This is a genomic window from Paenibacillus wulumuqiensis (assembly GCF_000971965.1).
GTDB classification, from domain to species: domain Bacteria; phylum Bacillota; class Bacilli; order Paenibacillales; family Paenibacillaceae; genus Saccharibacillus; species Saccharibacillus wulumuqiensis.
In genome coordinates, this window is the sequence record NZ_LAQP01000015.1 from 1 (window position 1) to 22,489 (window position 22,489).

A 22,489-nucleotide genomic window follows, 5' to 3' on the forward strand; every position below is an offset into this window, starting at 1 on the left:
CATTGCTGTTCTCTATATTTGAAGAACTAAGTTCTTCACTCACTCGTTGTTCAGTTTTCAAAGATCAAAGTCTTTTTCATCATCACCATGTCTCTCGGTGACAACTTTTATATCCTATCATGTTGGCAATCATCTGTCAACAACTTTTTTTGAACAAGTTTTTCAACTTGTAAATTTTCAGTTCTAACAGATTGAGAAGTGATAATGATCTTATTATCACTCGTTCGTGACAACTTTTATAATATATCATGTAGTTAGACTTTTAGCAAGCACTTTTTTAGAATTTAGTTTTGTACTCATTAAGGCTGCAGACTATGGTACATTTCTTTTGTGACGTTTCTTTTGCGACATTAGGTGTGGCATTAGCCTGTTATACCTTATCTTTCTTCTTCTCTACCTTTCTTCTTATTCTCTCGGTTCATTCATGTAATGCACTGCCAATGCGAAACTGACATTACTTCATTAGAAAGAAATCCTTAGCAGATACAGAGACGATATAGAGGTAGCCAGTTCTCAATGATAGACTCCTATAAGATAGTTCCAAGATTTACTTGGAACTATCAAGTCAGGCTCACATTTAGAATAGAATTCATCCCCTCTACATAAAGTTACAAAAAAACCGATCTGCTTATTGATGAAGCAGATCGGCTTTTGGAAATGACAAGATCGCATACATGATTTGTTCAATAGGATAAACAAATAATTTGACTTTAATTTTACTTGTAGCTCTTAGCTCTTAGCTCTTAGCTCTTAGCTCTTAGCTCTTAGCTCTTAGCTCTTAGCTGCCAAATTGTACTCATAACATGGATAAGAACCAAGTATTCTTACCTGGCAGCCGAGTGCCCCGATTTCTTCTATGGCTGCTTTTAGGAGTACCGAGTTGCGGTTATCCAGTACATCAATATAGAAATAGTAGGTGCCCAGCTTTTTCTTGGTAGGGCGGGATTCGATGCGGGACAGATTCAGTTTGCGCCAGGAGAATGCAGCGAGTACCTGATGAAGCGCCCCTGCAAAGTCTTCATTTAGGGTAACCAGGATACTGGTTTTCTGGTGATCGGCATCTTTGGATACGGTTATCGGGTTGTTGCCAATCAGAACGAACCTTGTATGGTTATTATCATGATCAGTGACACGACTCGCCAGTATATCCAGATTATACTTTTGGGCACCAAGCGTGGTACCAATCGCTGCCCATCCTTTGCCTGGATTTTGGCTGACCATTTGTACCGCTTCTGCTGTACTACCTACATGCTCCAGTTCGGCCTGCGGCATCTCGGCACGGATGAACTGAAGGCACTGGGCCATTGCTACAGGATGAGACAAAACTTTAGTGACTTTGGAATAGTCCAGTTCACCGCTTGCGGATACAAATTCAGCACGGCTTCCAATCAGGTTCTGAATGGACGGGTATACCCATTCCAGCTGCATCGGAATATCGACTTCATGTACAAGCCAGTCCATATGAAGGGATACCGATCCTTCTATCGTATTTTCAATAGGGATTACACTATAATCCGTTTTCCCCTGAGCTGTAGACATAAATACATCAGCAATCATTTTGTGATGGGTGATCTCAAGCGGCTGTTGTCCCATAATATGCAGCAGTGCTTCATGAGAGACCGAGCCGGAAGGTAAGGCTGCTATACGGATCATAGACGTACTTCTCCTTTGACGGTGTCCATAAATGAACCTGATTCGGTATCGTAGTAATATATAACTCCCCCGGTCACCGGTTCAAGCCATAATGCCTGCGCCGTAATACCATGCGACTGCATGGTGTTCAGCAAATAATTCTCCAGCTGCTGCTTTTGCCCGGAATGGCGATCTACCAGAGCAATCATGGTAGGACCAGCTCCACTCAGCGCAATACCAAGCGCTCCATGATCAGATGCATGCGCCAGGATTGGCTCCATCCCCGGTATAAGCGCCGCGCGATAAGGCTGGTGCAGACGATCCTGCATCGCTTCCCTGATCATGTCCAGCTTGCCCGAGGTCAGTGCTGCAACCAGCAAGGAACTGCGGCTGATATTATACACTGCATCTGCCATGGAGAGCTCGGTTGGCAGCACTTCGCGCGCTGCAGCTGTAGACAGCTGGAACTCCGGTATAACGACCAGTGCCTGCAGCGCTTCGGGCGGTTGAATCCCAATACATCTCGCCTGTTCTCCATTCCATGTCGCGGCTACAATTCCTCCATAGAGAGAGGCACCCACATTATCCGGATGCTTCTCAAAGGCGGTTGCCATATTAAGCAGCTCTTCATCGGACAGAAGATGGCCTGTCAGGGCATTCGCTGCTGCAAGGGCACCGATCAGAGCCGAAGCACTGCTGCCAAGTCCTCTCGTCAGCGGGATATCCGAATACATGGTGATTTTCAGTTCAGGGATGGAAATTCCGGTTTTCTCGAATACAGCCTGTGCCATTTTGTAAATGAGGTTGGTCTTGTCTGTCGGGATTCCGTCCAACTGGTCACCAAGCAGAGTAATCGAAGTATGATCCGCTTCTCTCATTTCGATCCAGGAATACAAACTGAGCGCCATGCCAAGCGTGTCGAACCCGGGGCCCAGATTGGCAGTGCTCGCAGGTACCGCTACACGCACGGAGTTTCTCCGATTATATACTTTTTCAGAACCCTGATTGCTCATGATCGCATTGCTCCTTTAGATATCTTCTACCCGGTATACACTCTTGATCCGCTGGATCACATCAAGCTGCTCCAGATGCTGAAGCACTCTGTCAAAGTTCGCTTTGCTGGCGCGGTGAGTAATGATTACAATCTCCGCATCCGGATTATGCTCATTCGGCTGCTGCACCACCGAGGCCAGGCTGACATCATACTCGGCAAACACCTGGGTGATCTGAGCAAGTACGCCCGCTTTGTCATCCACATGCAGCAGGATAAAGTTTTTGTAGAATACCTGATCGTCACTTTGCAATTTTTTGGTCTTGTAAGGAACAATTGCTTTTAGTCCGTTTACACCCAGCTTCAGGTTTTTGACAACAGCGACCAGATCAGCTACTACCGAAGTGGCAGTGGGCATTTCCCCTGCTCCGGCTCCATAGAACATCGTCTCACCTACGGCTTCGCCATGAACATAGACTGCATTAAATACACCATTTACAGAAGCCAGCGGATGGCTCTGCTTGATCATGGTTGGCTGTACGCTGATCGTAATATGGTCATTGGCACTCGTTGCGATCCCGAGCAGTTTCATTTCATAGCCAAGATTTCTGGCATAAGTAATGTCTTCCTTGGTTACGGAAGAGATCCCCTGTACAGCCACATCATCCAGTTCGACATTCGTACGGAAACCGAGTGTACCCAAAATAGCCATTTTACGGGCTGCATCCAGTCCCTCCACATCACTGGTCGGATCGGATTCGGCATAACCGAGATCCTGGGCTTCTTTCAATACATCCTCATAAGAAGCACCTTCCTGACTCATCTTGGTCAGTATGTAGTTGGTCGTTCCATTGACAATCCCCATAATTTTCACAATCCGGTCGGAAGAGAAGCCTTCGATCAGTGTGCGGATGATCGGAATACCGCCGGCTACACTGGCTTCGTAAAAAACATCACACTGCTTTTCCTGGGCTTTGGCGAGAATCTCGGAGCCATGCAGTGCCATCAGATCCTTATTAGCCGTTACTACATGCTTGCCGCGTTCCAGCGCTTCGAGAATATATTCCTTGGTCTGATCAATGCCGCCCATTACTTCTACGATAACGTCAATCTCCGGATCATGGATAACTTCCCACGGATCAACCGTCAGCTTGGCAGCGTCGATCTCCACATTACGGACTTTATCAGCGCTACGTACGGCAATTTTCTCAATTACAATCGGAGACCCTACCTGACTGTTCAGGTCCTGCTGGTTACCTTCCACAATTCTCACTACCCCTGTACCTACAGTTCCTAGTCCTAATAATCCTACTTTTACCGTTTTCATACGTTGCTTCCCCTCCTGGGCTGATTTAGGTTGCAGTATATATTGCTACTCATTGTACGGATTGACTGTTACCCGTAAAGCATTGTAAACAGCATAAACTGTTAAATTAACCCTGTCCAATAATGTGAATATGACGGACACCGGTCACATTCTGCATCGCTTCTACCATTGTATCCAGGTCCTGCGTCAGACGGGATGTCTCTACTGAAAGCACAACATTGGCTCGTCCCTGCAATGGTATACTTTGATGGATCGTCAGTACATTGCCACCATATTCGGCCATCAAACCAAGCACATGGGACAAAATGCCGGAACGGTGATCCAGATCAAAAGAGACGGTGATAATTTTATCCCTTTCTAGCTTGTTGAGTGGGTGTATGCCATCCTTGTATTTATAAAAGGCGCTGCGGCTGAGTCCAACCTTCTCGACAGCTTCATTGATCGTGCGACTCTCGCCTGCAGCCAGCATTTCTTTGACACGCATCGTTTTCAGTACGGCATCAGGCAGTATATCTTCCCGCACCAGATAATATCGTTCTTTCACAACGTCCTCTCCTCAAAGACTCATGTATTCGTATAGTGGACATTATAAAGTAACTCTTTCGGTCAGGCAACCTTTTTTAGCTAACGAAGGGTTAGATCCCAGTAAGTACTGCGCAAAAATCCTTCATCCACTATCGATATAGAAAGATGAATAAAGCGATATCCAGATGAATGGCATTAATATGGTTGCAGTGCTGCCGGATGCTGATGCGTTTATAAAAAAAGCCGGAAACCATAAAGGTTTCCGGCTGATTCTGTATCTGATTATAAAACAATCGCTGCTATACAAATGATAATGGCGTACAGCTTAGAAGTAGCTGCTGCCTTCAACAAATTCGAACTCGAAATCGCCAATGCGCACAATTGTGCCGTCTTTGGCACCACGTTTGCGAAGCTCTGCATCAACACCCATATGTCTCATGGTACGTCCCAGCTTCATAATCGCGTCTTCTGAAGTAAGCTGCATACGCTTCATCAGATTCTCGATTTTCTTGCTCTCAACTACGAACATCTCATTCTCACGATGCACGGTGAAGCCGTCGTCTTCCTTCTTCTCCAACTTGTACACTTTACGCTCGGCTACCTGCTCGACTTCTTCTACGGTCACGATCTCAGGCATCTGATCGAGCATATCGGCTGCTTTATAGAGCAGTTCCTGAATACCCTGGCGTGTCAGTGAGGAGATCGGTACGATCTGAATGTCCGGATTCACTTCACGAATTTTCTTTGTGAATTCTTCCAGGTTTTCCTGAGCTTCAGCCATATCCATTTTGTTCGCGGCTACGATCTGAGGACGGCTTTCCAGTTCAATATTGTAGAGCTTGAGCTCTTCATTGATTTTTTGCCAGTCTTCAAAAGGATCCCGGCCCTCTGATCCGGATACATCCACGACATGGATGATTACGCGCGTACGCTCAACGTGACGGAGAAACTCGTGTCCCAGTCCGATCCCTTCGTGAGCGCCTTCGATCAGTCCCGGTAGATCGGCCATAACAAAGCTGCGATCGTCGCCGACAGCAACTACACCGAGGTTAGGTGTAATGGTTGTAAAATGATAGGCGCCAATCTTCGGTTCCGCTGCAGAAACAACAGACAGCAGCGTGGATTTACCAACACTTGGGAAACCAACTAGGCCTACATCTGCCATAACTTTCAATTCCAGAACAATATTGCGTTCCTGACCTTCTTCGCCATTCTCCGCAAGATAAGGAGCCGGGTTGTTCGGTGTCGAGAAGCGTGTATTCCCGCGTCCGCCACGTCCGCCTTTGGCTACAATGATCTCCTGGTTATGACGGGTCAGATCCGCCAGAACTTCTCCGCTATCTTCATCGATAATTACAGTACCCGGTGGAATCCGTACAATTGTATCTTCCGCACCTGCTCCGTGCTGGTTCTTGGTACGGCCTTTTTCACCACGCTGGCCTTTGAAATGGCGCTGGTAACGAAAGTCCATCAGTGTACGCAGACCTTCATCTACACGGAAAATAACGTCGCCACCGCGTCCGCCATCGCCGCCTGCAGGTCCGCCATTCGGTACATACTTCTCACGGCGGAAAGAGATGGTACCATTACCGCCGTCGCCGCCTTTTACAAAAATCTTCGCTTTATCTACAAACATTAGTTGCACCTCAACTTTTATAGTACTCTGACCCATGATTGCTTCATGAGTATGCATCCGTTCTTTTATACGGATGTCTTTGTCTGAACCGGATAGATATGCAGTGAAATAGAAGCAGGATCGTCTTCCGGGCGGGTCGCAGTAATCGTCGTTCCTTCAATAAGCTGATTGACCGCTGCCCAGATTTGATCCGGTCCGGGATAGACTTCTTCGGGTTCAAATATAAACTGAACCTCATCGTCGTCATTCCGGATAATAATCGATAAGGTGGGGCACTCACCCCAGGACGATCCTCCGCTCGTTTGGTAAGCAGAGATCGTCTCTTGAATGACTCGGGTCAATTCCTCACTCTGTTCCGTTCCCAGCCGGCCTTCAAGTGTGATCCCATCTTCTATCTCTACTTCTAACTGAATATCACGGTTTACCGCCTTGAAGGACTGCAAATAAAAGATGAGGGAAGGAATACCCAGTTTGGATACCCGGCTGTCCGTCATCATTTGCTCTTTGATTCGCTCTATATTCTCAACAAGCTTATCTTTGTTGCCCAACTGAATATACCCATACAGCAGCTGAAGATCATTCATCCAATCATGACGATGATGACTGAATGCCTCGATCGCTGTCATGTGCACAGCTTCATTCTGCTGCTGCATCGATGCATGCTGCTGAGCGTAATGCAGATTTTCCCGCTTCAGGCGTTCATTCTGCTGTCTTACCTCGCCCATCTGTCTCTGCAGTTCTCCATTACGATGGGTAAGCCGCTCCTGCATACTGCTCCGTATGCTTCGAATTCCAAGCCAGTATGCGGCACCAATCCAGATTGCCAACACAACATAAGCCGCTATCGAATGAAACCGATAGGCTGCGATTAAAGGTATGATGATTGTTCCGCCCAGCAGGACTGGAACACGGCTAAAATGATTCATGGTTTCTCCCCAATCTTCCGACGGCTTTTTAACCAAGAACAAGTATATCACAATTATCCAGGAGCTATTCTATAAAAGCCAAGCTATTTCTGGAAAATATTGTGTATAACCGTATTATACTTAAAAATGAAGCTATTATTCAACGCTAGATAAATATAATAAGCCTCCGGCACCAACATGTACCGGAGGCTTATTGATCCTAGTCCGCAGACCGGATTATTGTTCGATTGCTGCTGCTACTGGAGCAACGTCAACCGGGTAGACGCTCACTTTTTTGCGGTCACGGCCCCAACGTTCGAATTTCACGACGCCGTCAACTTTTGCAAACAGTGTATCGTCTTTACCGATGCCCACGTTTGTTCCTGGGTGAATTTTAGTACCGCGTTGACGGAACAAAATGTTACCACCAGTTACGAACTGACCATCTGCACGTTTTGCACCAAGACGTTTGGAGTGGGAATCACGTCCGTTCTTTGTGGAACCTACACCCTTCTTGGAAGCGAACAATTGCAAATTAAGCTTCAACATGTTGTCTACCTCCTTTTTACGTTAATGTAACTTGCTTTATCTTGATATACTCTCCGTAAGACTCTTCGATACTAGCCAGCATAACCTGCATCGATTCCAACAACAATTGAATCTGGTCCTTTGGACTCTCTTCCGGCAGAACCGGCAAGCGTGCACTCAGGAAACCATCCTTCATCTTGGCCTTCATTTCTATACCTGTGAGAGCTTCAACGGAGTTCACCGTACCTACCGTAATGGCAGAAACGGCTGCACACACAATATCTTCTCCACGATCGGCATATCCTGCATGTCCACGGGATGAAAAACCACCAATTGTACCGTCTTCATGACGCTCAATGCGTACGATAATCAATTACCGCACCTTCTTATGCTTGGATTTTCTCAATAGTCACTTTAGTATATGGTTGACGATGACCTTGTTTTACGTGGTAGTTCTTTTTAGGTTTGTATTTGTAAACTACAACCTTTTGGCCCTTAACGTGTTTTTCAACTTTCGCTGTTACACTAGCGCCTTCTACCAGCGGCAAACCAGTTACCAGACCGTCTTCTTTGGATACAGCCAGAACGCGGTCAAAAGTTACGCTGTCGCCATCAGTAGCGTCCAGCTTCTCGATGAACAATACATCGCCCTCTTGCACTTTGTATTGCTTACCACCTGTTTCGATAATTGCGTACATTCTCCTTGCACCTCCTCATGTCTCAGACTCGCCTGATCCAGGTGCCACAGGGAATACCCATGAACTTATACCCGATCGGAGCGGTTGCAGCATGTGAAAGGAGTAATACCCGACACATACCAAATTATTGTAGCACAGCCAAATCAATAAATCAATCCTTTATCCGGGAAGCAATTTTGCCGGTTCCATGACAAACACTGCAGGTTTTGTAGCTCATGCTGCCGGTCTCTTCACGCGCCTTTTTGCGGGTCAATTCCAACATGCCGAGCCTTGTCCAGCCCACAATATGTGTTTTGGTGCGGTCTTTGTACAGCACGTTCTCCATGGCTTCCACGACCGCTTCTCGTCCCGACTCGCTGTCCATATCGATAAAGTCGATAATTATAATTCCCCCGGTATCACGCAAACGAAGCAGTCTGGCGATCTCTTCCCCTGCCTGAATATTCGTATGGGTCACCGTCTCCTCCAGTGTGGCTCCACCGGTGAATTTGCCAGTGTTCACATCAATGACAGTGAGTGCCTCGGTCTGGTCCCAGATAATATGGCTGCCATTTTCCAGCCAGATCTTGCGTTGAAAATCACGGTAGAGGCGTTCCTGCACACCCATATGCTGAAAAAGCGGCTCCTGCCCGCTGTATAATTCTACAGGAACAGGGGTACCCGGCAGGACCAGTGTCCGGATAAATTCCGAGGCCTGCTGGGCACTTTCAGTATGATCGGTAATAAAACGGTCTTCCTCCGGATTAAATACGTCTCGGATCATCCGCTCCACAATTCCCAGATCACGATGCAGCTCGATCGGCGGTGCAGATTGACCTGCCCGGCTGATGATCCGTTTCCAGGTCTCACGCAACTGCCGGATATCGGCAGCAATCGCTTCAGTCGGCTCGCCCTCAGACACGGTGCGCAGGATGAGTCCTTCTTCCCCTTTACGCAGCTCTTCACCGAGCCTTCTCAACCGCAGACGCTCTTCGTCGGTGCTGATTTTTTTGGAGACCGCGATATAATCCGCTTCGGGCATGTAGACGACCCAGCGGCCCGGCAGTGAATAATGGGTCGTCAGTTTGGCTCCCTTGGTACCGACAGGTTCCTTGGCTACCTGTACGATGATTTCCTGTCCTGCACTGATCAGGTCTGCGATATTGGGTTTGATGGAAGGCTGCTTGTCCATATGAGGATGCAGCACATCATCGATATATAAAAAGCCGTTCTTTTTCTGGCCTATATCGACAAATGCAGCCTGTATACCCGGCAGTACATTCATGACTTTGCCTTTGTAAAAGTTACCGGCAATTCCTTTACCAGATGAACGTTCTGAAGCAAATTCAACCAGCTGGCCCCGATCCAGAAGTGCCATCTGTATTTCTTTGGACGCATAACTTACTATCATCTGCTTCATTATTATGTTCCACCTCTATTTTCTGAAAAAGCTATCGTCATCGATGCTTGCTTCCATATCCATTCCTCTTTTTCTAGACGACAGGTGGTAATAAAAGGTTTCATTCCTCTGCAAAGGCACGCCTATCGGATAAGCGCGCGACTATCTCGCGGAACGGTATTCATTTCCGGTATTGGCGGGTCACTTATAGGGAAAAGGAAAACACAAAAAAACCGGTACAGATGTACCGGTTAATCGACTTCGTATTTTTCCTGATAAATCTTGATGCTGAGTACGAGGCCGATACTGAGCATATTCAGTATCAGGGACGTGCCTCCATAGCTGATAAATGGAAGTGTAATCCCCGTTATTGGCATCAGACCAATCATCATGCCCACATTCTCAAAAATCTGGAATACGAACATACTGACAATACCAACAATAATATAGGAACCCCGCCTGTCATAACACTGCAAGGCGATGAGTATCATTCGATAGATCAGTAGGAAATATACTACAAGCAGGATCGAAGATCCGACAAAACCAAATTCCTCTCCAATAACGACAAAGATTGAATCCGAGTATGGATAAGGAACGAATTTATTATTTTTCAGTTGGCCCTGCATATATCCGTCACCGAATAATCCGCCTGAACCTACTGCAATCTTGGCATAGCTGGATTGATGTTTGGCATCATCCGAAGCCTTATCCGGATCAATAAAGGTATTAATCCGCTCATACCAGTGAGCCTTGTTGTTATCGTACAAATAATCATGAATCTGCTGATTAAAGGTTGTAAATAATACGACCACCAGTATTAACCCACCGATAATCGTCGTAAGCCCCACAATGACATGTGTATATCTGGTATTACCAATCCAGAGCATACCTACCAGGATGATCAAGTAAATGATGGCATTTCCCAGATCGGGCTGAATCAAAACAATGAGAAACGGTATACAAACGACCAGTGAAGTCGGCAGTAAATCCGAGCGGAACCGAAGCGGGTCACCATCCCGTTTACCCAGCAGATACGCTGTGGTCAAAACAACAACAATCTTGACCATCTCTGCAGGCTGAAACTGGAATCCCGGCAAGTTGTACCAGCTTTTGGCACCATTGATCTCGGAACCAAACGGGTACAGCAGCAGCAAAGATAAAATCCCGATCCCATACAGATACCAGTGCTTGCGCAGCAAAATCCGATAATCGAAAATGCTGACAGCAAACATGATCACAAAGCCAATACCGTAAAAGAGGAGCGCACGAATGTCATAGCCTTGGAATTTGGGGTCCGGGGCAATGGCACTGCGTACGAGCAATGTACTGAACACCATAAATACGCCGAGCAGGGTAATAATTCCCCAATCCAGCTTTTTAAACTTGTTAAGCAAAATCCATCAACCCATTCCAAAAAACTTCTTAAAGCGAGAAAATGCACTTTTTTTCTGATCCATCTGCATTAATGGAACCGTGTCCCCCAAAATTCTGCGGGCGATGTTCCGGTAAGCAATTGCAGCTTTGGAATCCGGATTCATGACTGTCGGCTCTCCAGAGTTGGCTGCCTTGATCACCATTTCATCATCCGGTACTACTCCAAGCAGGTCAATATTCAGCACCTGCAGTACTTCATCAATATCCAGCATATCTCCTGATTTCACCATGCTATGGCGAATCCGGTTCACGATCAACTTGGGTGAACTAATATGCGAGCTCTCCAGCAGACCGATTACACGGTCAGCGTCACGAACAGAAGCATTTTCAGGTGTAGTCATCACAATGGCCTGGTCTGCTCCGGCAATCGCATTTTTGAATCCCTGCTCAATTCCTGCAGGGCAATCAATCAGAACGTATTCAAAATCCTTTTTCAGTTCCTCGATGATTTCTTTTACCTGTTCCGGTGAGACCGCATTCTTGTCTTTGGTCTGTGCGGCAGGCAGCATATACAGTTCGTCAAAACGTTTATCTTTGACCAGCGCCTGATTCAGACGGCAGCGGCCATCGGCGACATCACACAGATCATAAATGATCCGGTTTTCCAGTCCCATCACGACATCCAGATTACGTAAACCGATATCCGTATCTACCAGACAGACTTTTTTGCCGAGGAGCGCGAGCGCGGTACCAATATTTGCGGAAGTGGTTGTCTTTCCTACTCCGCCTTTGCCTGAAGTGATGACAATAGCCTCTCCCATGTACTACACCCCTTTAAACACGTTAAAATCCCGACCAAGCCGGGCCATATTTGCCATTTTATCAATCTTCATAATTCCATCCTGCAGATAGGCGAATTCCATATGGGATTCCCGGTTCTCCCCATCATCCGGCGGCCGGCTGATCCGGTCTGCAATTCTCAGCTGTGTCGGGGAAAAGAACGAAGCAGCAATAACAGCATCTTCATTTCCATCAATACCGGCATGCGCCATTCCACGCAGTGCACCCAGTATATAAATATCATCTGTACTCGTTACCGTACCGCCCGCATTCACATCCCCCAGAAACAGCAGCGGACCTTCATGATGGAGCACCTGCCCCGAACGGATCATGCCCGTGAGAATTTTCACAGCATTCCGGTCGATGACTTCCAGTTCCGGTACAGGCGGTTCTTCAAAAGAGCGGACGAGCAGATTACCCTTCTGGCTCAGTATATCCAGCAGGGTATCCTTTTGCTCCTCCGTCATCTCGCGTTCACCTGTCCGGATATCCACATGTACCAGTGGACCGGTCAGAATGTTCTGATGGGTATGTTCCAGCTTAAAACGCAAATCGTTAACCAGCTCTTCAAAATCACATTTATCATCAAACTGGAAAGTTAATCCGTCTTTGATTCCTTTGATCGTTACATATCTTGAGGCTCTTACAGCCATTCTTCGGTCACCCCCACCTTACTATACAGTTCGCGCCGGTGGCGGGAATTCCTGCCTGAACCGCAAATTAAGCGGCTTTTTCCACAATGACATCATGCTCGGCTCGGCTCTACTCTTCCTCTGCTGCCCGTCTGCGCAGCTTGGCAACCTTCTCCAGCTGCTGGCGCACCGGCACAAATATGATCAGTGCAAAAACAAAATGCAGCAGCAGGTTAGGGAACATGTAGTGTCCCAGAGCCCACGCATAAGGTTCACGCGTCAGTCCGAAGACCAGATACAGCCCATACAGCAGATGATCCAGCAGCAGGCTGCCGATCAGCACAACGGTCATCATTAGCGGATATGGTGCACGGGGCGACTGGAAAAGCAGCCCCAGTACATACGCTGACAATCCCATTGCAAAAGCATAGGCGCCGATCATATCCCCATAAAAGACGACATCATGCAGCAGACCAAAGATCAGACCGAGTGCCAGCGCCGTATGACGATGATAATAAATGGCTACAAACAGAATTAAAATATAGGCCAGATGAGGAACAAGCCTCGTATCCAGAAAGTCCGGTATTAACCAGGGAATGATCGTTCCTTCCCAGATAAAGACCAGAAATAGCAGCAGCAGCAAAATCAACCGACGCGCCATTATTCCTGAGTCTCCTTGGTATATACCACAAATACTTCTTTCCAGTCCTTGAAGTCGGCTGACGGATCAATGGTAGCTGTATTGGTCAGACCAAAGTCTCCCACCTGACGGCTCACCACTGTACCGATAATCATGCCTCGTGGGAACAGACCACCGCTGCCGGAAGATACAATTGTATCGCCTTTTTTCAGCGGATCATCTTCCTTGATCTGCGTCATGGTCAGCATGCCTGTCGCCTTGTCATAGCTTTCCACCATACCAAAGGACTGATTTTCCTTGCCGACAGCTGTGGCTGCAATAGCTTTGGAATTCGGGTCCAGCGGATCAAGTGTGGTAAGCAGCTTAACCGTCGCATGGTAATTGCTCGTTTGGCTGACGATTCCGACCATGCCCTCCAGGGAAATGACCGGCATATCCTTACGGACGCCATCCTTGCTTCCAAGATCGACAACGATGGTTCCAGTGTCTTCATCGTTATCGACACTTGTTACATTGGCCACATGCAGGTCAAACTGGTTCTGAGCCAACTGGTTGTTCGTAAACTTAAGCTGCTCTTTGAACCTTTTGTTTTCCTGTACCAATTGATTATAGTTTGCCTGCTGCATCATGTACTGTGCAGCAGTTAATTTCAGTTCCTGATTCTCCTCATGCAGTTCACTGAGGTTACTGATATCTTCAAAGAAGCCCGCTATGTAAGAAGCGGGCTTGTAAAATACACCTTGTACAAAACCGACCGTATCCCGGGCCAATTTCTCGGGCCAGGATAACGAAGTTCGGTTGGTCAATGTATATCCCATTAATGCGATGAATAAAATCAGTCCTACCAGCAGGATAAACAGTTTCTTGTTACCCAGCAGCTTAAACAGTTTCAACACCCTCTTAATTAACGGTTATTCTTCCCTGATGGGGGTTGACCATAGATGGCCGTAAATTAACGCTTCGAACGAACGGCCGAGCTGCTGCGTGATTTGAACAGATGGATATTTTCCAGAGCCTTGCCTGTTCCGATCGCTACACAATCCAGTGGATTCTCAGCTACAATTACCGGCATACCTGTCTCGCCAGCAAGCAGTTTGTCCAGATTGCGAAGCAGTGCGCCGCCGCCTGTCAGTACGATACCGCGATCCATAATATCCGCTGCCAGTTCCGGTGGACATTTCTCCAGCGTTACTTTGACAGCTTCCACAATAGCAGCAACCGTATCGGACAGTGCTTCAGAGATTTCATCGGAAGTGATGGTCAGTGTTTTTGGCAAACCTGATACGAGGTCGCGACCACGAATTTCCATTGTTTCCACTTTTTCAAAAGGAATCGCAGAACCGATATCCATTTTGAGCTGCTCGGATGTACGTTCACCGATCATCAGATTGTACTGACGCTTGATGTACTGGATGATTGCTTCATCCATTTCATCACCGGCTACACGCACGGAACGACTCGTTACGATACCACCGAGAGAGATAACGGCAACTTCTGTTGTACCGCCGCCGATATCGACAACCATACTGCCTGTTGGTTCCCATACTGGCAGATCAGCACCAATCGCTGCTGCGAATGGTTCTTCGATCGTGTAGGCTTCACGTGCTCCAGCCTGTTTGGTTGCATCTTCAACCGCACGCTGCTCAACTGCAGTGATGCCGGAAGGTACACATACCATTACATTCGGATGCTGCGGGAACATCGAACGCTGTTTTTGTGCCTGGCGGATAAAGTATTTGATCATTGTCGCTGTAGTATCAAAATCAGCGATAACGCCATCTTTCATCGGACGGATGGCACGGATGTTACCCGGTGTACGACCAATCATTTTTTTGGCGGATTCGCCAACAGCCTCGATCGTATTCGTATCCGTACGGATCGCGACTACGGAAGGTTCTCTAACTGCAATTCCTTTACCTCTTACATACACCAGTGTATTTGCTGTCCCAAGGTCAATCCCCAAATCTTTCGTAAAACCACCAAACATAACTTTTAACTCCCTTTCCTCTGAATCTCGACTATTATATTACATGAAGCCCTGTTCCTTCAAACTTACGAATTTCATATCTCCAATGACCAGATGGTCCAGCACTTCAATTCCGATGATTTGCCCTGCTTCAACGAGTCTCCGGGTAAGTGAAATATCCTCCGGACTTGGCGTAGGATCGCCGCTCGGATGGTTATGTGCACAGATGACCGATGCACTGCTGCATTTGATCGCTGCACGGAATACTTCACGCGGATGTACAATCGAAGCATTGAGGCTGCCCATCGACAATGTTTCCTGGGAAATAATATGATTCTTAGTGTTCAGAAACAAACATACAAAATGTTCTTTTTGCAAATAGCGCATTTGTTCGATCAATAAATCGGCGGCATCGCGCGGACTGCGGATCACCATGGCGTCTTCCTTGCCAGTACGGCTAATTCGCCTGCCCAGCTCGATTCCAGCCTTGATCTGGATCGCTTTGGCTGTGCCGATTCCCTTGATCTCCGTCAGTTCCTCGATGCTGAGATCTACCAGCTGACGAACGGTGCCCACCTGCTGCAAAATCCGTGCTGCCAGATGAATGGCAGACTCGTCTCTTGTGCCGGTGCGCAGCAAAATAGCCAGCAGTTCGGCATGACTGAGTGCCTCGGCTCCATAACTGATCATCCGTTCACGCGGACGATCTTCGAGAGGAATATCACGCAAACGATATTGTGGCGCCTCCATCGGTACTCCTCTTCTCTATGACAGAATTAAGAACCAAGAACGGATATATCAAACTCCTCCAGCATATCGCTTAGCAGCGAAACAGGCAGACCCACTACGGTAAAATAGCAGCCTTCAATACGGTCAACCAGTGTGGAACCCAATCCCTGAATGGCATAGGCCCCGGCCTTGTCGGCAGGTTCACCGCTGCGTACGTAAGCTTGAATCCGCTCTGGTGTGAGAGGCTTCATATGTACAAGCGTTTGCCGGTAATCCGTGCGAGTGCGGCCAGTTGCCGTATCGGTGCAGGCGATTCCGGTATACACATAATGGCTCCGTCCCTGTAAAGACTGCAGCATGGCCGCAGCGTGTTCCTCATTCTCCGGTTTGCCAAATACACGGTCGTCCAGCACGACAATCGTGTCGCTGCTGACAATAACCGCATCGGTCACCCTGGAAGGGTACTGCTCCCATACAGCGTTTGCCTTACGAAGGGCCAGTTCAGTAACGATACGTTCCGGAGACCAATCCCCGGGTACGGATTCGTCGGCTTCACTCGGCATAATTTCAAATTCCAGCTGTAAAGAGGCCATCAATTCCTTCCTCCGTGGAGAAGCGGACGCCAGTATGATACGACGCTGAGATTCTCTACTCATAAGAAAGGCCCTCTCCTTTTACATGTTATTATTGAATGATTCAGAGTCTGCGGTACAGCCATATCGCGGCCACTACCCCGAGCAGACTGAGCAGGCTCAATTTGAGATGAAGCTCAATGTTGTAGCGTATAATGTTCAAATTGGCACTGGGAGACCAGTCAATGGTCGTCGACTTGGTCAGAAAAGATAAAATTGCTACAGGCTCCAGCAGTGTAGCGATCCATTCGCCAATCAGCCAGCCCAGCAGCAAAAATAAAATTAATGTTCCTGCATTTTTTTTCATGCTGTCTTTCCCCTGCCTTTGATTTGACACCACATTATTATACGTTGATTCTTACAGCAATACAAACAAAAAAGAAAAGAGGTTTGTTTTGCTGAAAATCCCGTTAAAAAAGACTGTCCGAAGACAGTCTTTTGATAAAACATCATCTGTCCAATGTCCGACAGCAGGCAAATCAGTTGGCTTTTTGTGCCGATTCCAACTGTTCCGCCAGCGCTTTGGATACTTTCCAGATGTCGCCTGCACCCATTGTAATGATCAGTGTTCCCGGTTCCAGGCGGGAAGTCAGCATGGTAACGACTTCTTCCTTTTCCGCGATATAGCGGGCATTGCTGTTGCTGTTCTCACGGATCAGCTCGACCAGACGGGAAGAGTGAACGCCTTCGATCTGCTTCTCGCCAGCCGGTGCATAAATATCCGTAATGATCACTTCATCCGCTTCCGTGAAAGCACGGCTGAATTCATCCAGCAGGAAGAAGGTACGTGAATACCGCTGCGGCTGGAAGATCGCGATGATCTTTTTGCCGGTTGCGCGTGCAGCCTGCAGGGTCGCTTCGATCTCGGTTGGATGGTGGGCATAATCGTCCACAACCAGTACATCCTTGGCTTCACCGATCACCTGGAAGCGGCGCTTAGCTCCCTGGAAACGTACAATCGCCGCCGCTACAGCAGTAAAGGAAAGTCCTGCTTCCAGACAGGAAATGATCGTTGCCATTGCATTATAGACATTATGGATACCCGGTACGGATAGCTGGACAGTTCCCAGCTTCTCGCCCCGGTATTTCATCATGAATGAGATTTTGCGGTCATCCGGCTGAATGTCTTCTGCCGTATAGTCTGCATCCTGCTGAATACCAAAGGTAACCGTATCTCCCTGGATATTGGGCAGCAGTTCGCGGACATTCTCGTCATCCGCATTGACAATTGCTTTACCGCCGGGACGCAGCTGGCTAAGGAATTGTACATAAGCCGCTTTGATGTTTGCAAAATCACCGTCATAGTTTTCCAGATGATCCGCTTCAATATTGGTTACGACTGCAATCGTCGGATGGTACTGCAGGAACGTGCCGTCGCTCTCATCGGCTTCGGCGACTACATAGTCCCCTTTGCCTGCCTTGGCATTGGTGCCGAGATTCACGATCTCTCCGCCGATAATATACGTTGGATCAGCGTCACACTCTTCCATCACCAGTGCGATCATGGAAGACGTGGTTGTCTTGCCATGCGCTCCTGCCACCGCTACCCCTTTACGTTCGTTCAGCAGACGTGCCAGCATCTCGGAGCGATGCAGTACAGGAATCTCTAGACGTCTCGCCTCTACGAGCTCCACGTCATCGGCTGCTACTGCCGAAGAGTAGACGAGCAGATCCGCGCCGTGTACTTTTTGTGCGTCGTGTCCGATGTGTATTTCGGCGCCCTGCTGCTGCAGCTTGGCTGCCAATGCACTCATCGCGACATCCGAACCGGTCACCTTGTAGCCCATTTCGAGTAATACTTTGGCGATAGCGCTCATGCCGTAACCGCCGATGCCTATAAAATGTACATGTTCTGTCTTATTCATTATGTCTCACCAGCCCTTTTCAGAATCGGATTGATGCAAAAGAGTCGCTCTTACATCTGAAATTAAATACAGTGTTCCGGTAACGACCCCAAGATCTTCCCGTTCTGTGCGTGACTTCAGCAGCTCCAATGCCTGCTTCCAGTCACTTTCCACTATAATCTCAACTTCCGTTTTGTTCATGTCATGTTGTAGTTGACGGACAAGCTCGTACAATTTGTCCGCATCCATTTTACGTCTAAAATCCGGTTCGGTCAGAATCAATGTGTCCGCAATGGACAGCAGATGACGGAATACCGGTTCATGCTGCTTGTTCTCCAGCATGCCTGCCAGCATATGAAGTTTGTTGTACGTATACGTCTGCGGAATGCTCTTCACGAGTGAAGCGGCTCCCTCCGGATTATGCGCGCCATCCAGTACAATCGGCGGGTGATCCGACACCTTTTCCAGGCGTCCTGCCCAGAATGTATGACGGAACCCGGACAGCAGCGGCTCATCATCCAGCACAAAGGCCATATACTGACGCAGCACTTCCAGCGTCATCATGGCAAGGCCGGCGTTGGCACACTGATGCTCGCCCTGCATACCGATCTGAATATCCATTTCACGGAAAGGTCCCTTGAAATGAAAAGACTGGCTGTCCTCGTCTCCGCTCAGACGTTCTGCCGTATAATCCCGGCCTGCCAAATACATGGTTGTACGACACTGCTCCGCTTTGCGGGCAAGTACTTCGATTACTTCCGGTTGATCGACACTGGTCACTACCGGCACGCCGGGCTTGATAATGCCTGCCTTTTCGCCGGCGATCTGCTCTAGTGTATCTCCCAGAATATCCGTATGATCATAACCCACATTCGTGATCACCGACACAATCGGATGCACGATATTGGTCACATCCATCCGTCCTCCAAGACCGGTCTCCCATACGACAACATCGGGATAGCACTCTTCGGCGTAATACACAATAGCCAGTGCGGTCGATACTTCGAACATGGTGGGAGAACCCAGTTCGGTCGCTGCCATCTCCGCGACGAGCGGATACAGACGATTGGCGACACGAAGCAGCGTCTCTTCGGGGATATCCTGACCATTATATTGAAAACGGTTGGTGAACTTGGTGATATACGGCGAAGTAAATGTACCTACATCATAACCCGATTCAATCAATACCCGCGTCAGAAAGGCACAGGTACTGCCTTTGCCGTTGGTGCCTGCCACATGAATGAACTTCAGCCTGCGGTGCGGATTGCCGAGCAGCTGCATCAGCTGCTCGATCCGCTCCAATCCCGGACGAATGCCAAAAGGAATCAGATTATTAATCCACTCCACAGCCTGTTCGTACGTATGTAGAGGGGCTGGCTGCCCCTCCCCAGTTTCGTATTCCATAACGTTCACCTTAACCTTTCAGTTCGGCAATACGGGCAAGAACCTTGTCGCGTTTGTCGGAATAATCAGCCTGTTTGGCACGTTCTTCCTCGATCACTTTCGCCGGTGCTTTGGATACGAAGCCCTGGTTGGACAGCTTCTTCTCCACACGTTCCACTTCGGAGTTGAGCGTAGCCATTTCTTTTTCCAGACGGGCAATTTCCTGGCTGATATCGAGCAGTCCTGCCAGCGGAAGGTACAGTTCCGCACCGGTTACGACAGCGGACATCGCCTTGTCCGGCGCATTCAGTTCCAGACCTGCCTGATACTCGGAAGTATTACAGAAGCGCTGGATATAATGGGCATTGGATTCGATGATATCGAGGGACTGCTGATCATTGGCTTTAACGAGCAGTTCGATTTTTTTGCTCATCGGTACGTTTACTTCCGCACGGATATTACGTACGGAGCGGATCATATCGATCAGCAGGCTCATCTCTTCTTCAGCTGCTTTATTTTCCAGTGCAGGATCGAATTCCGGCCACGCCGCCAGTGTAATGGTCTGTCCTTCATGCGGCAGATGCTGCCAGATCTCTTCGGAAATGAACGGCATAAACGGATGAATCATCCGCATCGTGCGATCCAGTACATACGCGAGTACGGATTGGGTCGTCTTCTTGGCAGCTGCATCTTCTCCATACAGGGACAGCTTGGCGATCTCGATATACCAGTCACACAGATCATCCCAGATAAAGTTGTACAGCAAGCGTCCGGTTTCCCCGAATTCATAGGAATCGATCAGGCGTGTAATATCGCGCGCCGTTTCGTTCATGCGATGCAGAATCCAGCGGTCCGCCGTGCTCAGTTGGCCGGTCAGATCGATATCTTCAAAAGTGAATCCTTCCATGTTCATCAGTGCAAAACGGGAAGCATTCCAGATTTTATTGGCAAAGTTGCGGGACTGCTCTACGCGCTCCCAGCGGAAACGTAAATCCTGACCCGGCGTACTGCCGGTAGAGATCATGTAACGCATCGCGTCCGCGCCATATTGTTCGATAACTTCAAGCGGGTCAACCCCGTTGCCGAGCGATTTGGACATTTTCTGCCCATCCGACGCACGTACGAGACCATGCATCAGCACATCCTTGAACGGAATCTGATCGGTAAACTCAATCGCTGTGAAGATCATGCGCGCTACCCAGAAATAGATAATGTCATAGCCGGTTACGAGCAGATCAGTTGGATAATAGCGTTTGAGATCTTCTGTCTCATCCGGCCAGCCGAGTGTGGAGAACGGCCACAGCGCCGAACTGAACCAGGTATCCAGTACATCTTCATCCTGACGCAGCGTTTTGCCCGCATGCTCAGGCAGATTGCTTGGATCTTCGGCGGATACGATAATCTCGCCTGTCTCTTCGCAGTACCAGGCCGGGATGCGATGACCCCACCACAGCTGGCGGGAAATACACCAGTCACGTACATTTTCGATCCAGTTCAGGTATGTTTTCTCAAAACGGTCCGGTACAAAATTCGTACCTTTGCCATTACGCTGTGCTTCGATGGCTGCATCAGCCAGCGGCTTCATTTTAACGAACCACTGGGTAGACAGATACGGCTCAACTACAGCTCCGGAGCGCTCACTGTGTCCTACCTGATGAACATGATCCTCAATACGAATCAGTACACCGGCATCCTGCAGATCCTTGACGATCTGTTTGCGTGCATCACTGCGGTCCATGCCCTGGTATTTGTCGGCATTTTCATTCATAATGCCGCCTTCGTCCATCACTACGATCTGCGGCAGATCATGGCGCTGACCCATTTCAAAGTCATTCGGATCATGGGCAGGTGTGATTTTCACGGCACCACTGCCGAATTCACGGTCTACATAATCGTCTGCTATTACCGGGATTTCACGGCCGATGATTGGCAGTACGAGCATTTTGCCGATCATATCTTTGTAGCGTTCGTCTTTGGGATGAACAGCTACTGCAGTATCACCCAGCATGGTTTCCGGACGGGTTGTGGCTACAGTGATCGAGCCGCTTCCATCCTTCAGCGGATACTCCAGATGATACAGATGACCGTTTACTTCTTTGTATTCCACTTCGATATCGGACAGGGCCGTACGTGCCTGAGGGTCCCAGTTGATGATGCGTTTTCCGCGATAGATCAGGTCTTTTTCATACAATTTTACGAATACCTGGCGTACTGCCTTGGACAGCCCTTCATCCAGGGTAAAACGCTCGCGGGAGTAATCGAGAGAGAAGCCCATTTTGGCCCACTGCTCGTGAATGGTCTGTGCGTATTTGTCTTTCCATTCCCACACTTTCTCCACGAACTTCTCGCGTCCCAGATCATGACGGGTAATGCCTTCGGCGCGCAGATTCTGCTCTACCTTGGTCTGGGTAGCAATACCGGCATGGTCGGAACCCGGCAGCCAGAGTGCATCATATCCCTGCATCCGTTTGGTACGAATCATAATATCCTGCAGGGTAAAGTCGAGCGCATGGCCGATATGCAGCATACCGGTTACGTTCGGCGGTGGAATAACAATCGTATATGGCTGTGCATCCGGACGCTGGCCTGCACGGAAGAAATCATTTTCCATCCAGTAGTCATACCATTTGCGCTCGGCGGATTTGGGGTCATACGTTGTCGGCATGGATGTTGCTGCCGGATTAGTGTTTGGTTCTGTCATACAGATCCCTCCATCATTATCATATAAGTAAAAGTGTACACCTGATGCATGCACGGGACAGCAGATGCCATGAATACCCGTTTCTGCGTATTAAACCGTGTATGATCGTTGTTCGGTAGTTATTATCC

Annotated in this window: 22 protein-coding genes and 1 other annotated feature; all 22 genes read right to left on the reverse strand. The window is 48.4% G+C overall.

Annotated features, from left to right (window positions below):
- Positions 1-771: 771 nt before the first annotated feature.
- The 22 genes from pheA to WH45_RS17420 all read right to left on the reverse strand — a co-directional run bounded on the left by pheA (position 772) and on the right by WH45_RS17420 (position 22,361).
- On the reverse strand, positions 772-1,653 hold the full coding sequence (pheA, locus tag WH45_RS17315; protein ID WP_046215697.1) for a prephenate dehydratase: 882 nt from the start codon (positions 1,651-1,653) through the stop codon (positions 772-774).
- A complete protein-coding gene (gene thrB / locus WH45_RS17320; protein ID WP_046215698.1) occupies positions 1,650-2,645 on the reverse strand; it encodes a homoserine kinase in 996 nt (331 codons plus the stop codon). Before thrB ends, pheA begins: the two co-directional genes overlap by 4 nt.
- Before the next feature lie 15 nt (positions 2,646-2,660).
- The gene (locus WH45_RS17325) at positions 2,661-3,950 is read right to left on the reverse strand and encodes a homoserine dehydrogenase (protein WP_046215699.1); all 1,290 of its coding nucleotides are present in this window, start codon (positions 3,948-3,950) and stop codon (positions 2,661-2,663) included.
- Between the two features lie 106 nt (positions 3,951-4,056).
- The gene (locus WH45_RS17330) at positions 4,057-4,494 is read right to left on the reverse strand and encodes an ACT domain-containing protein (RefSeq protein WP_046215700.1); all 438 of its coding nucleotides are present in this window, start codon (positions 4,492-4,494) and stop codon (positions 4,057-4,059) included.
- A 306-nt stretch (positions 4,495-4,800) separates the two neighbouring features.
- Positions 4,801-6,111: a GTPase ObgE gene (obgE, locus tag WH45_RS17335; RefSeq protein WP_046215701.1), complete on the reverse strand. Its 1,311-nt coding sequence runs from the start codon at positions 6,109-6,111 to the stop codon at positions 4,801-4,803.
- A gap of 65 nt (positions 6,112-6,176) precedes the next feature.
- The gene (locus WH45_RS17340; RefSeq protein ID WP_052723838.1) at positions 6,177-7,037 is read right to left on the reverse strand and encodes a Spo0B domain-containing protein; all 861 of its coding nucleotides are present in this window, start codon (positions 7,035-7,037) and stop codon (positions 6,177-6,179) included.
- A gap of 216 nt (positions 7,038-7,253) precedes the next feature.
- Positions 7,254-7,565 (reverse strand): 50S ribosomal protein L27, encoded by a 312-nt coding sequence (gene rpmA / locus WH45_RS17345; RefSeq protein ID WP_017814064.1) that lies wholly within the window; start codon positions 7,563-7,565, stop codon positions 7,254-7,256.
- Positions 7,566-7,581: 16 nt separating this feature from the next.
- The gene (locus WH45_RS17350) at positions 7,582-7,917 is read right to left on the reverse strand and encodes a ribosomal-processing cysteine protease Prp (RefSeq protein ID WP_046215702.1); all 336 of its coding nucleotides are present in this window, start codon (positions 7,915-7,917) and stop codon (positions 7,582-7,584) included.
- Between the two features lie 13 nt (positions 7,918-7,930).
- Positions 7,931-8,242, reverse strand: a complete 312-nt coding sequence (gene rplU, locus WH45_RS17355; RefSeq protein ID WP_017814066.1) for a 50S ribosomal protein L21 — start codon at positions 8,240-8,242, stop codon at positions 7,931-7,933.
- 14 nt (positions 8,243-8,256) lie between these two features.
- Positions 8,257-8,338: a sequence feature (ribosomal protein L21 leader region), on the reverse strand.
- A 55-nt stretch (positions 8,339-8,393) separates the two neighbouring features.
- The gene (locus WH45_RS17360; protein ID WP_046215703.1) at positions 8,394-9,641 is read right to left on the reverse strand and encodes an Rne/Rng family ribonuclease; all 1,248 of its coding nucleotides are present in this window, start codon (positions 9,639-9,641) and stop codon (positions 8,394-8,396) included.
- Positions 9,642-9,871: 230 nt separating this feature from the next.
- Positions 9,872-11,014, reverse strand: coding sequence for an FtsW/RodA/SpoVE family cell cycle protein (locus WH45_RS17365; RefSeq protein WP_046215704.1), 1,143 nt, complete (start codon positions 11,012-11,014; stop codon positions 9,872-9,874).
- A 6-nt stretch (positions 11,015-11,020) separates the two neighbouring features.
- Entirely contained in the window at positions 11,021-11,815 is a 795-nt protein-coding gene (gene minD, locus WH45_RS17370) for a septum site-determining protein MinD (RefSeq protein WP_046215705.1), read from the reverse strand.
- Between the two features lie 3 nt (positions 11,816-11,818).
- A complete protein-coding gene (minC, locus tag WH45_RS17375; RefSeq protein ID WP_046215706.1) occupies positions 11,819-12,487 on the reverse strand; it encodes a septum site-determining protein MinC in 669 nt (222 codons plus the stop codon).
- Between the two features lie 109 nt (positions 12,488-12,596).
- Entirely contained in the window at positions 12,597-13,127 is a 531-nt protein-coding gene (mreD, locus tag WH45_RS17380; RefSeq protein WP_046215707.1) for a rod shape-determining protein MreD, read from the reverse strand.
- Positions 13,127-13,999, reverse strand: a complete 873-nt coding sequence (mreC, locus tag WH45_RS17385) for a rod shape-determining protein MreC (RefSeq protein ID WP_200897738.1) — start codon at positions 13,997-13,999, stop codon at positions 13,127-13,129. The genes mreD and mreC overlap by 1 nt, the downstream gene beginning before the upstream one ends.
- 59 nt (positions 14,000-14,058) lie before the next feature.
- Positions 14,059-15,093 carry a rod shape-determining protein gene (locus WH45_RS17390; RefSeq protein ID WP_046215709.1) on the reverse strand — a complete coding sequence of 345 codons (1,035 nt, stop codon included), beginning with the start codon at positions 15,091-15,093 and terminating at the stop codon, positions 14,059-14,061.
- A 39-nt stretch (positions 15,094-15,132) separates the two neighbouring features.
- On the reverse strand, positions 15,133-15,822 hold the full coding sequence (gene radC / locus WH45_RS17395) for a RadC family protein (RefSeq protein ID WP_046215710.1): 690 nt from the start codon (positions 15,820-15,822) through the stop codon (positions 15,133-15,135).
- A gap of 26 nt (positions 15,823-15,848) precedes the next feature.
- Positions 15,849-16,457, reverse strand: coding sequence for a Maf family protein (locus WH45_RS17400; RefSeq protein WP_046215711.1), 609 nt, complete (start codon positions 16,455-16,457; stop codon positions 15,849-15,851).
- Positions 16,458-16,497: 40 nt separating this feature from the next.
- Positions 16,498-16,740 carry a DUF4321 domain-containing protein gene (locus WH45_RS17405; protein WP_046215712.1) on the reverse strand — a complete coding sequence of 81 codons (243 nt, stop codon included), beginning with the start codon at positions 16,738-16,740 and terminating at the stop codon, positions 16,498-16,500.
- A 172-nt stretch (positions 16,741-16,912) separates the two neighbouring features.
- The gene (gene murC / locus WH45_RS17410; RefSeq protein ID WP_046215713.1) at positions 16,913-18,298 is read right to left on the reverse strand and encodes a UDP-N-acetylmuramate--L-alanine ligase; all 1,386 of its coding nucleotides are present in this window, start codon (positions 18,296-18,298) and stop codon (positions 16,913-16,915) included.
- Between the two features lie 6 nt (positions 18,299-18,304).
- Positions 18,305-19,681, reverse strand: coding sequence for a bifunctional folylpolyglutamate synthase/dihydrofolate synthase (locus WH45_RS17415; RefSeq protein WP_046215714.1), 1,377 nt, complete (start codon positions 19,679-19,681; stop codon positions 18,305-18,307).
- A 10-nt stretch (positions 19,682-19,691) separates the two neighbouring features.
- Positions 19,692-22,361 carry a valine--tRNA ligase gene (locus WH45_RS17420; RefSeq protein WP_046215715.1) on the reverse strand — a complete coding sequence of 890 codons (2,670 nt, stop codon included), beginning with the start codon at positions 22,359-22,361 and terminating at the stop codon, positions 19,692-19,694.
- Between the last annotated feature and the right edge of the window lie 128 nt (positions 22,362-22,489).

Bases quoted from the DNA above. Each gene is read 5' to 3' on its own strand.
- pheA (WP_046215697.1), bottom strand. From the start codon at position 1,653: ATGATCCGTATAGCAGCCTTACCTTCCGGCTCGGTCTCTCATGAAGCA.
- thrB (WP_046215698.1), bottom strand. From the start codon at position 2,645: ATGAGCAATCAGGGTTCTGAAAAAGTATATAATCGGAGAAACTCCGTG.
- WH45_RS17325 (WP_046215699.1), bottom strand. From the start codon at position 3,950: ATGAAAACGGTAAAAGTAGGATTATTAGGACTAGGAACTGTAGGTACA.
- obgE (WP_046215701.1), bottom strand. From the start codon at position 6,111: ATGTTTGTAGATAAAGCGAAGATTTTTGTAAAAGGCGGCGACGGCGGT.
- WH45_RS17340 (WP_052723838.1), bottom strand. From the start codon at position 7,037: ATGAATCATTTTAGCCGTGTTCCAGTCCTGCTGGGCGGAACAATCATC.
- rpmA (WP_017814064.1), bottom strand. From the start codon at position 7,565: ATGTTGAAGCTTAATTTGCAATTGTTCGCTTCCAAGAAGGGTGTAGGT.
- rplU (WP_017814066.1), bottom strand. From the start codon at position 8,242: ATGTACGCAATTATCGAAACAGGTGGTAAGCAATACAAAGTGCAAGAG.
- WH45_RS17360 (WP_046215703.1), bottom strand. From the start codon at position 9,641: ATGAAGCAGATGATAGTAAGTTATGCGTCCAAAGAAATACAGATGGCA.
- minD (WP_046215705.1), bottom strand. From the start codon at position 11,815: ATGGGAGAGGCTATTGTCATCACTTCAGGCAAAGGCGGAGTAGGAAAG.
- minC (WP_046215706.1), bottom strand. From the start codon at position 12,487: ATGGCTGTAAGAGCCTCAAGATATGTAACGATCAAAGGAATCAAAGAC.
- mreD (WP_046215707.1), bottom strand. From the start codon at position 13,127: ATGGCGCGTCGGTTGATTTTGCTGCTGCTGCTATTTCTGGTCTTTATC.
- WH45_RS17390 (WP_046215709.1), bottom strand. From the start codon at position 15,093: ATGTTTGGTGGTTTTACGAAAGATTTGGGGATTGACCTTGGGACAGCA.
- radC (WP_046215710.1), bottom strand. From the start codon at position 15,822: ATGGAGGCGCCACAATATCGTTTGCGTGATATTCCTCTCGAAGATCGT.
- WH45_RS17400 (WP_046215711.1), bottom strand. From the start codon at position 16,457: ATGAGTAGAGAATCTCAGCGTCGTATCATACTGGCGTCCGCTTCTCCA.
- WH45_RS17405 (WP_046215712.1), bottom strand. From the start codon at position 16,740: ATGAAAAAAAATGCAGGAACATTAATTTTATTTTTGCTGCTGGGCTGG.
- murC (WP_046215713.1), bottom strand. From the start codon at position 18,298: ATGAATAAGACAGAACATGTACATTTTATAGGCATCGGCGGTTACGGC.
- WH45_RS17415 (WP_046215714.1), bottom strand. From the start codon at position 19,681: ATGGAATACGAAACTGGGGAGGGGCAGCCAGCCCCTCTACATACGTAC.
- WH45_RS17420 (WP_046215715.1), bottom strand. From the start codon at position 22,361: ATGACAGAACCAAACACTAATCCGGCAGCAACATCCATGCCGACAACG.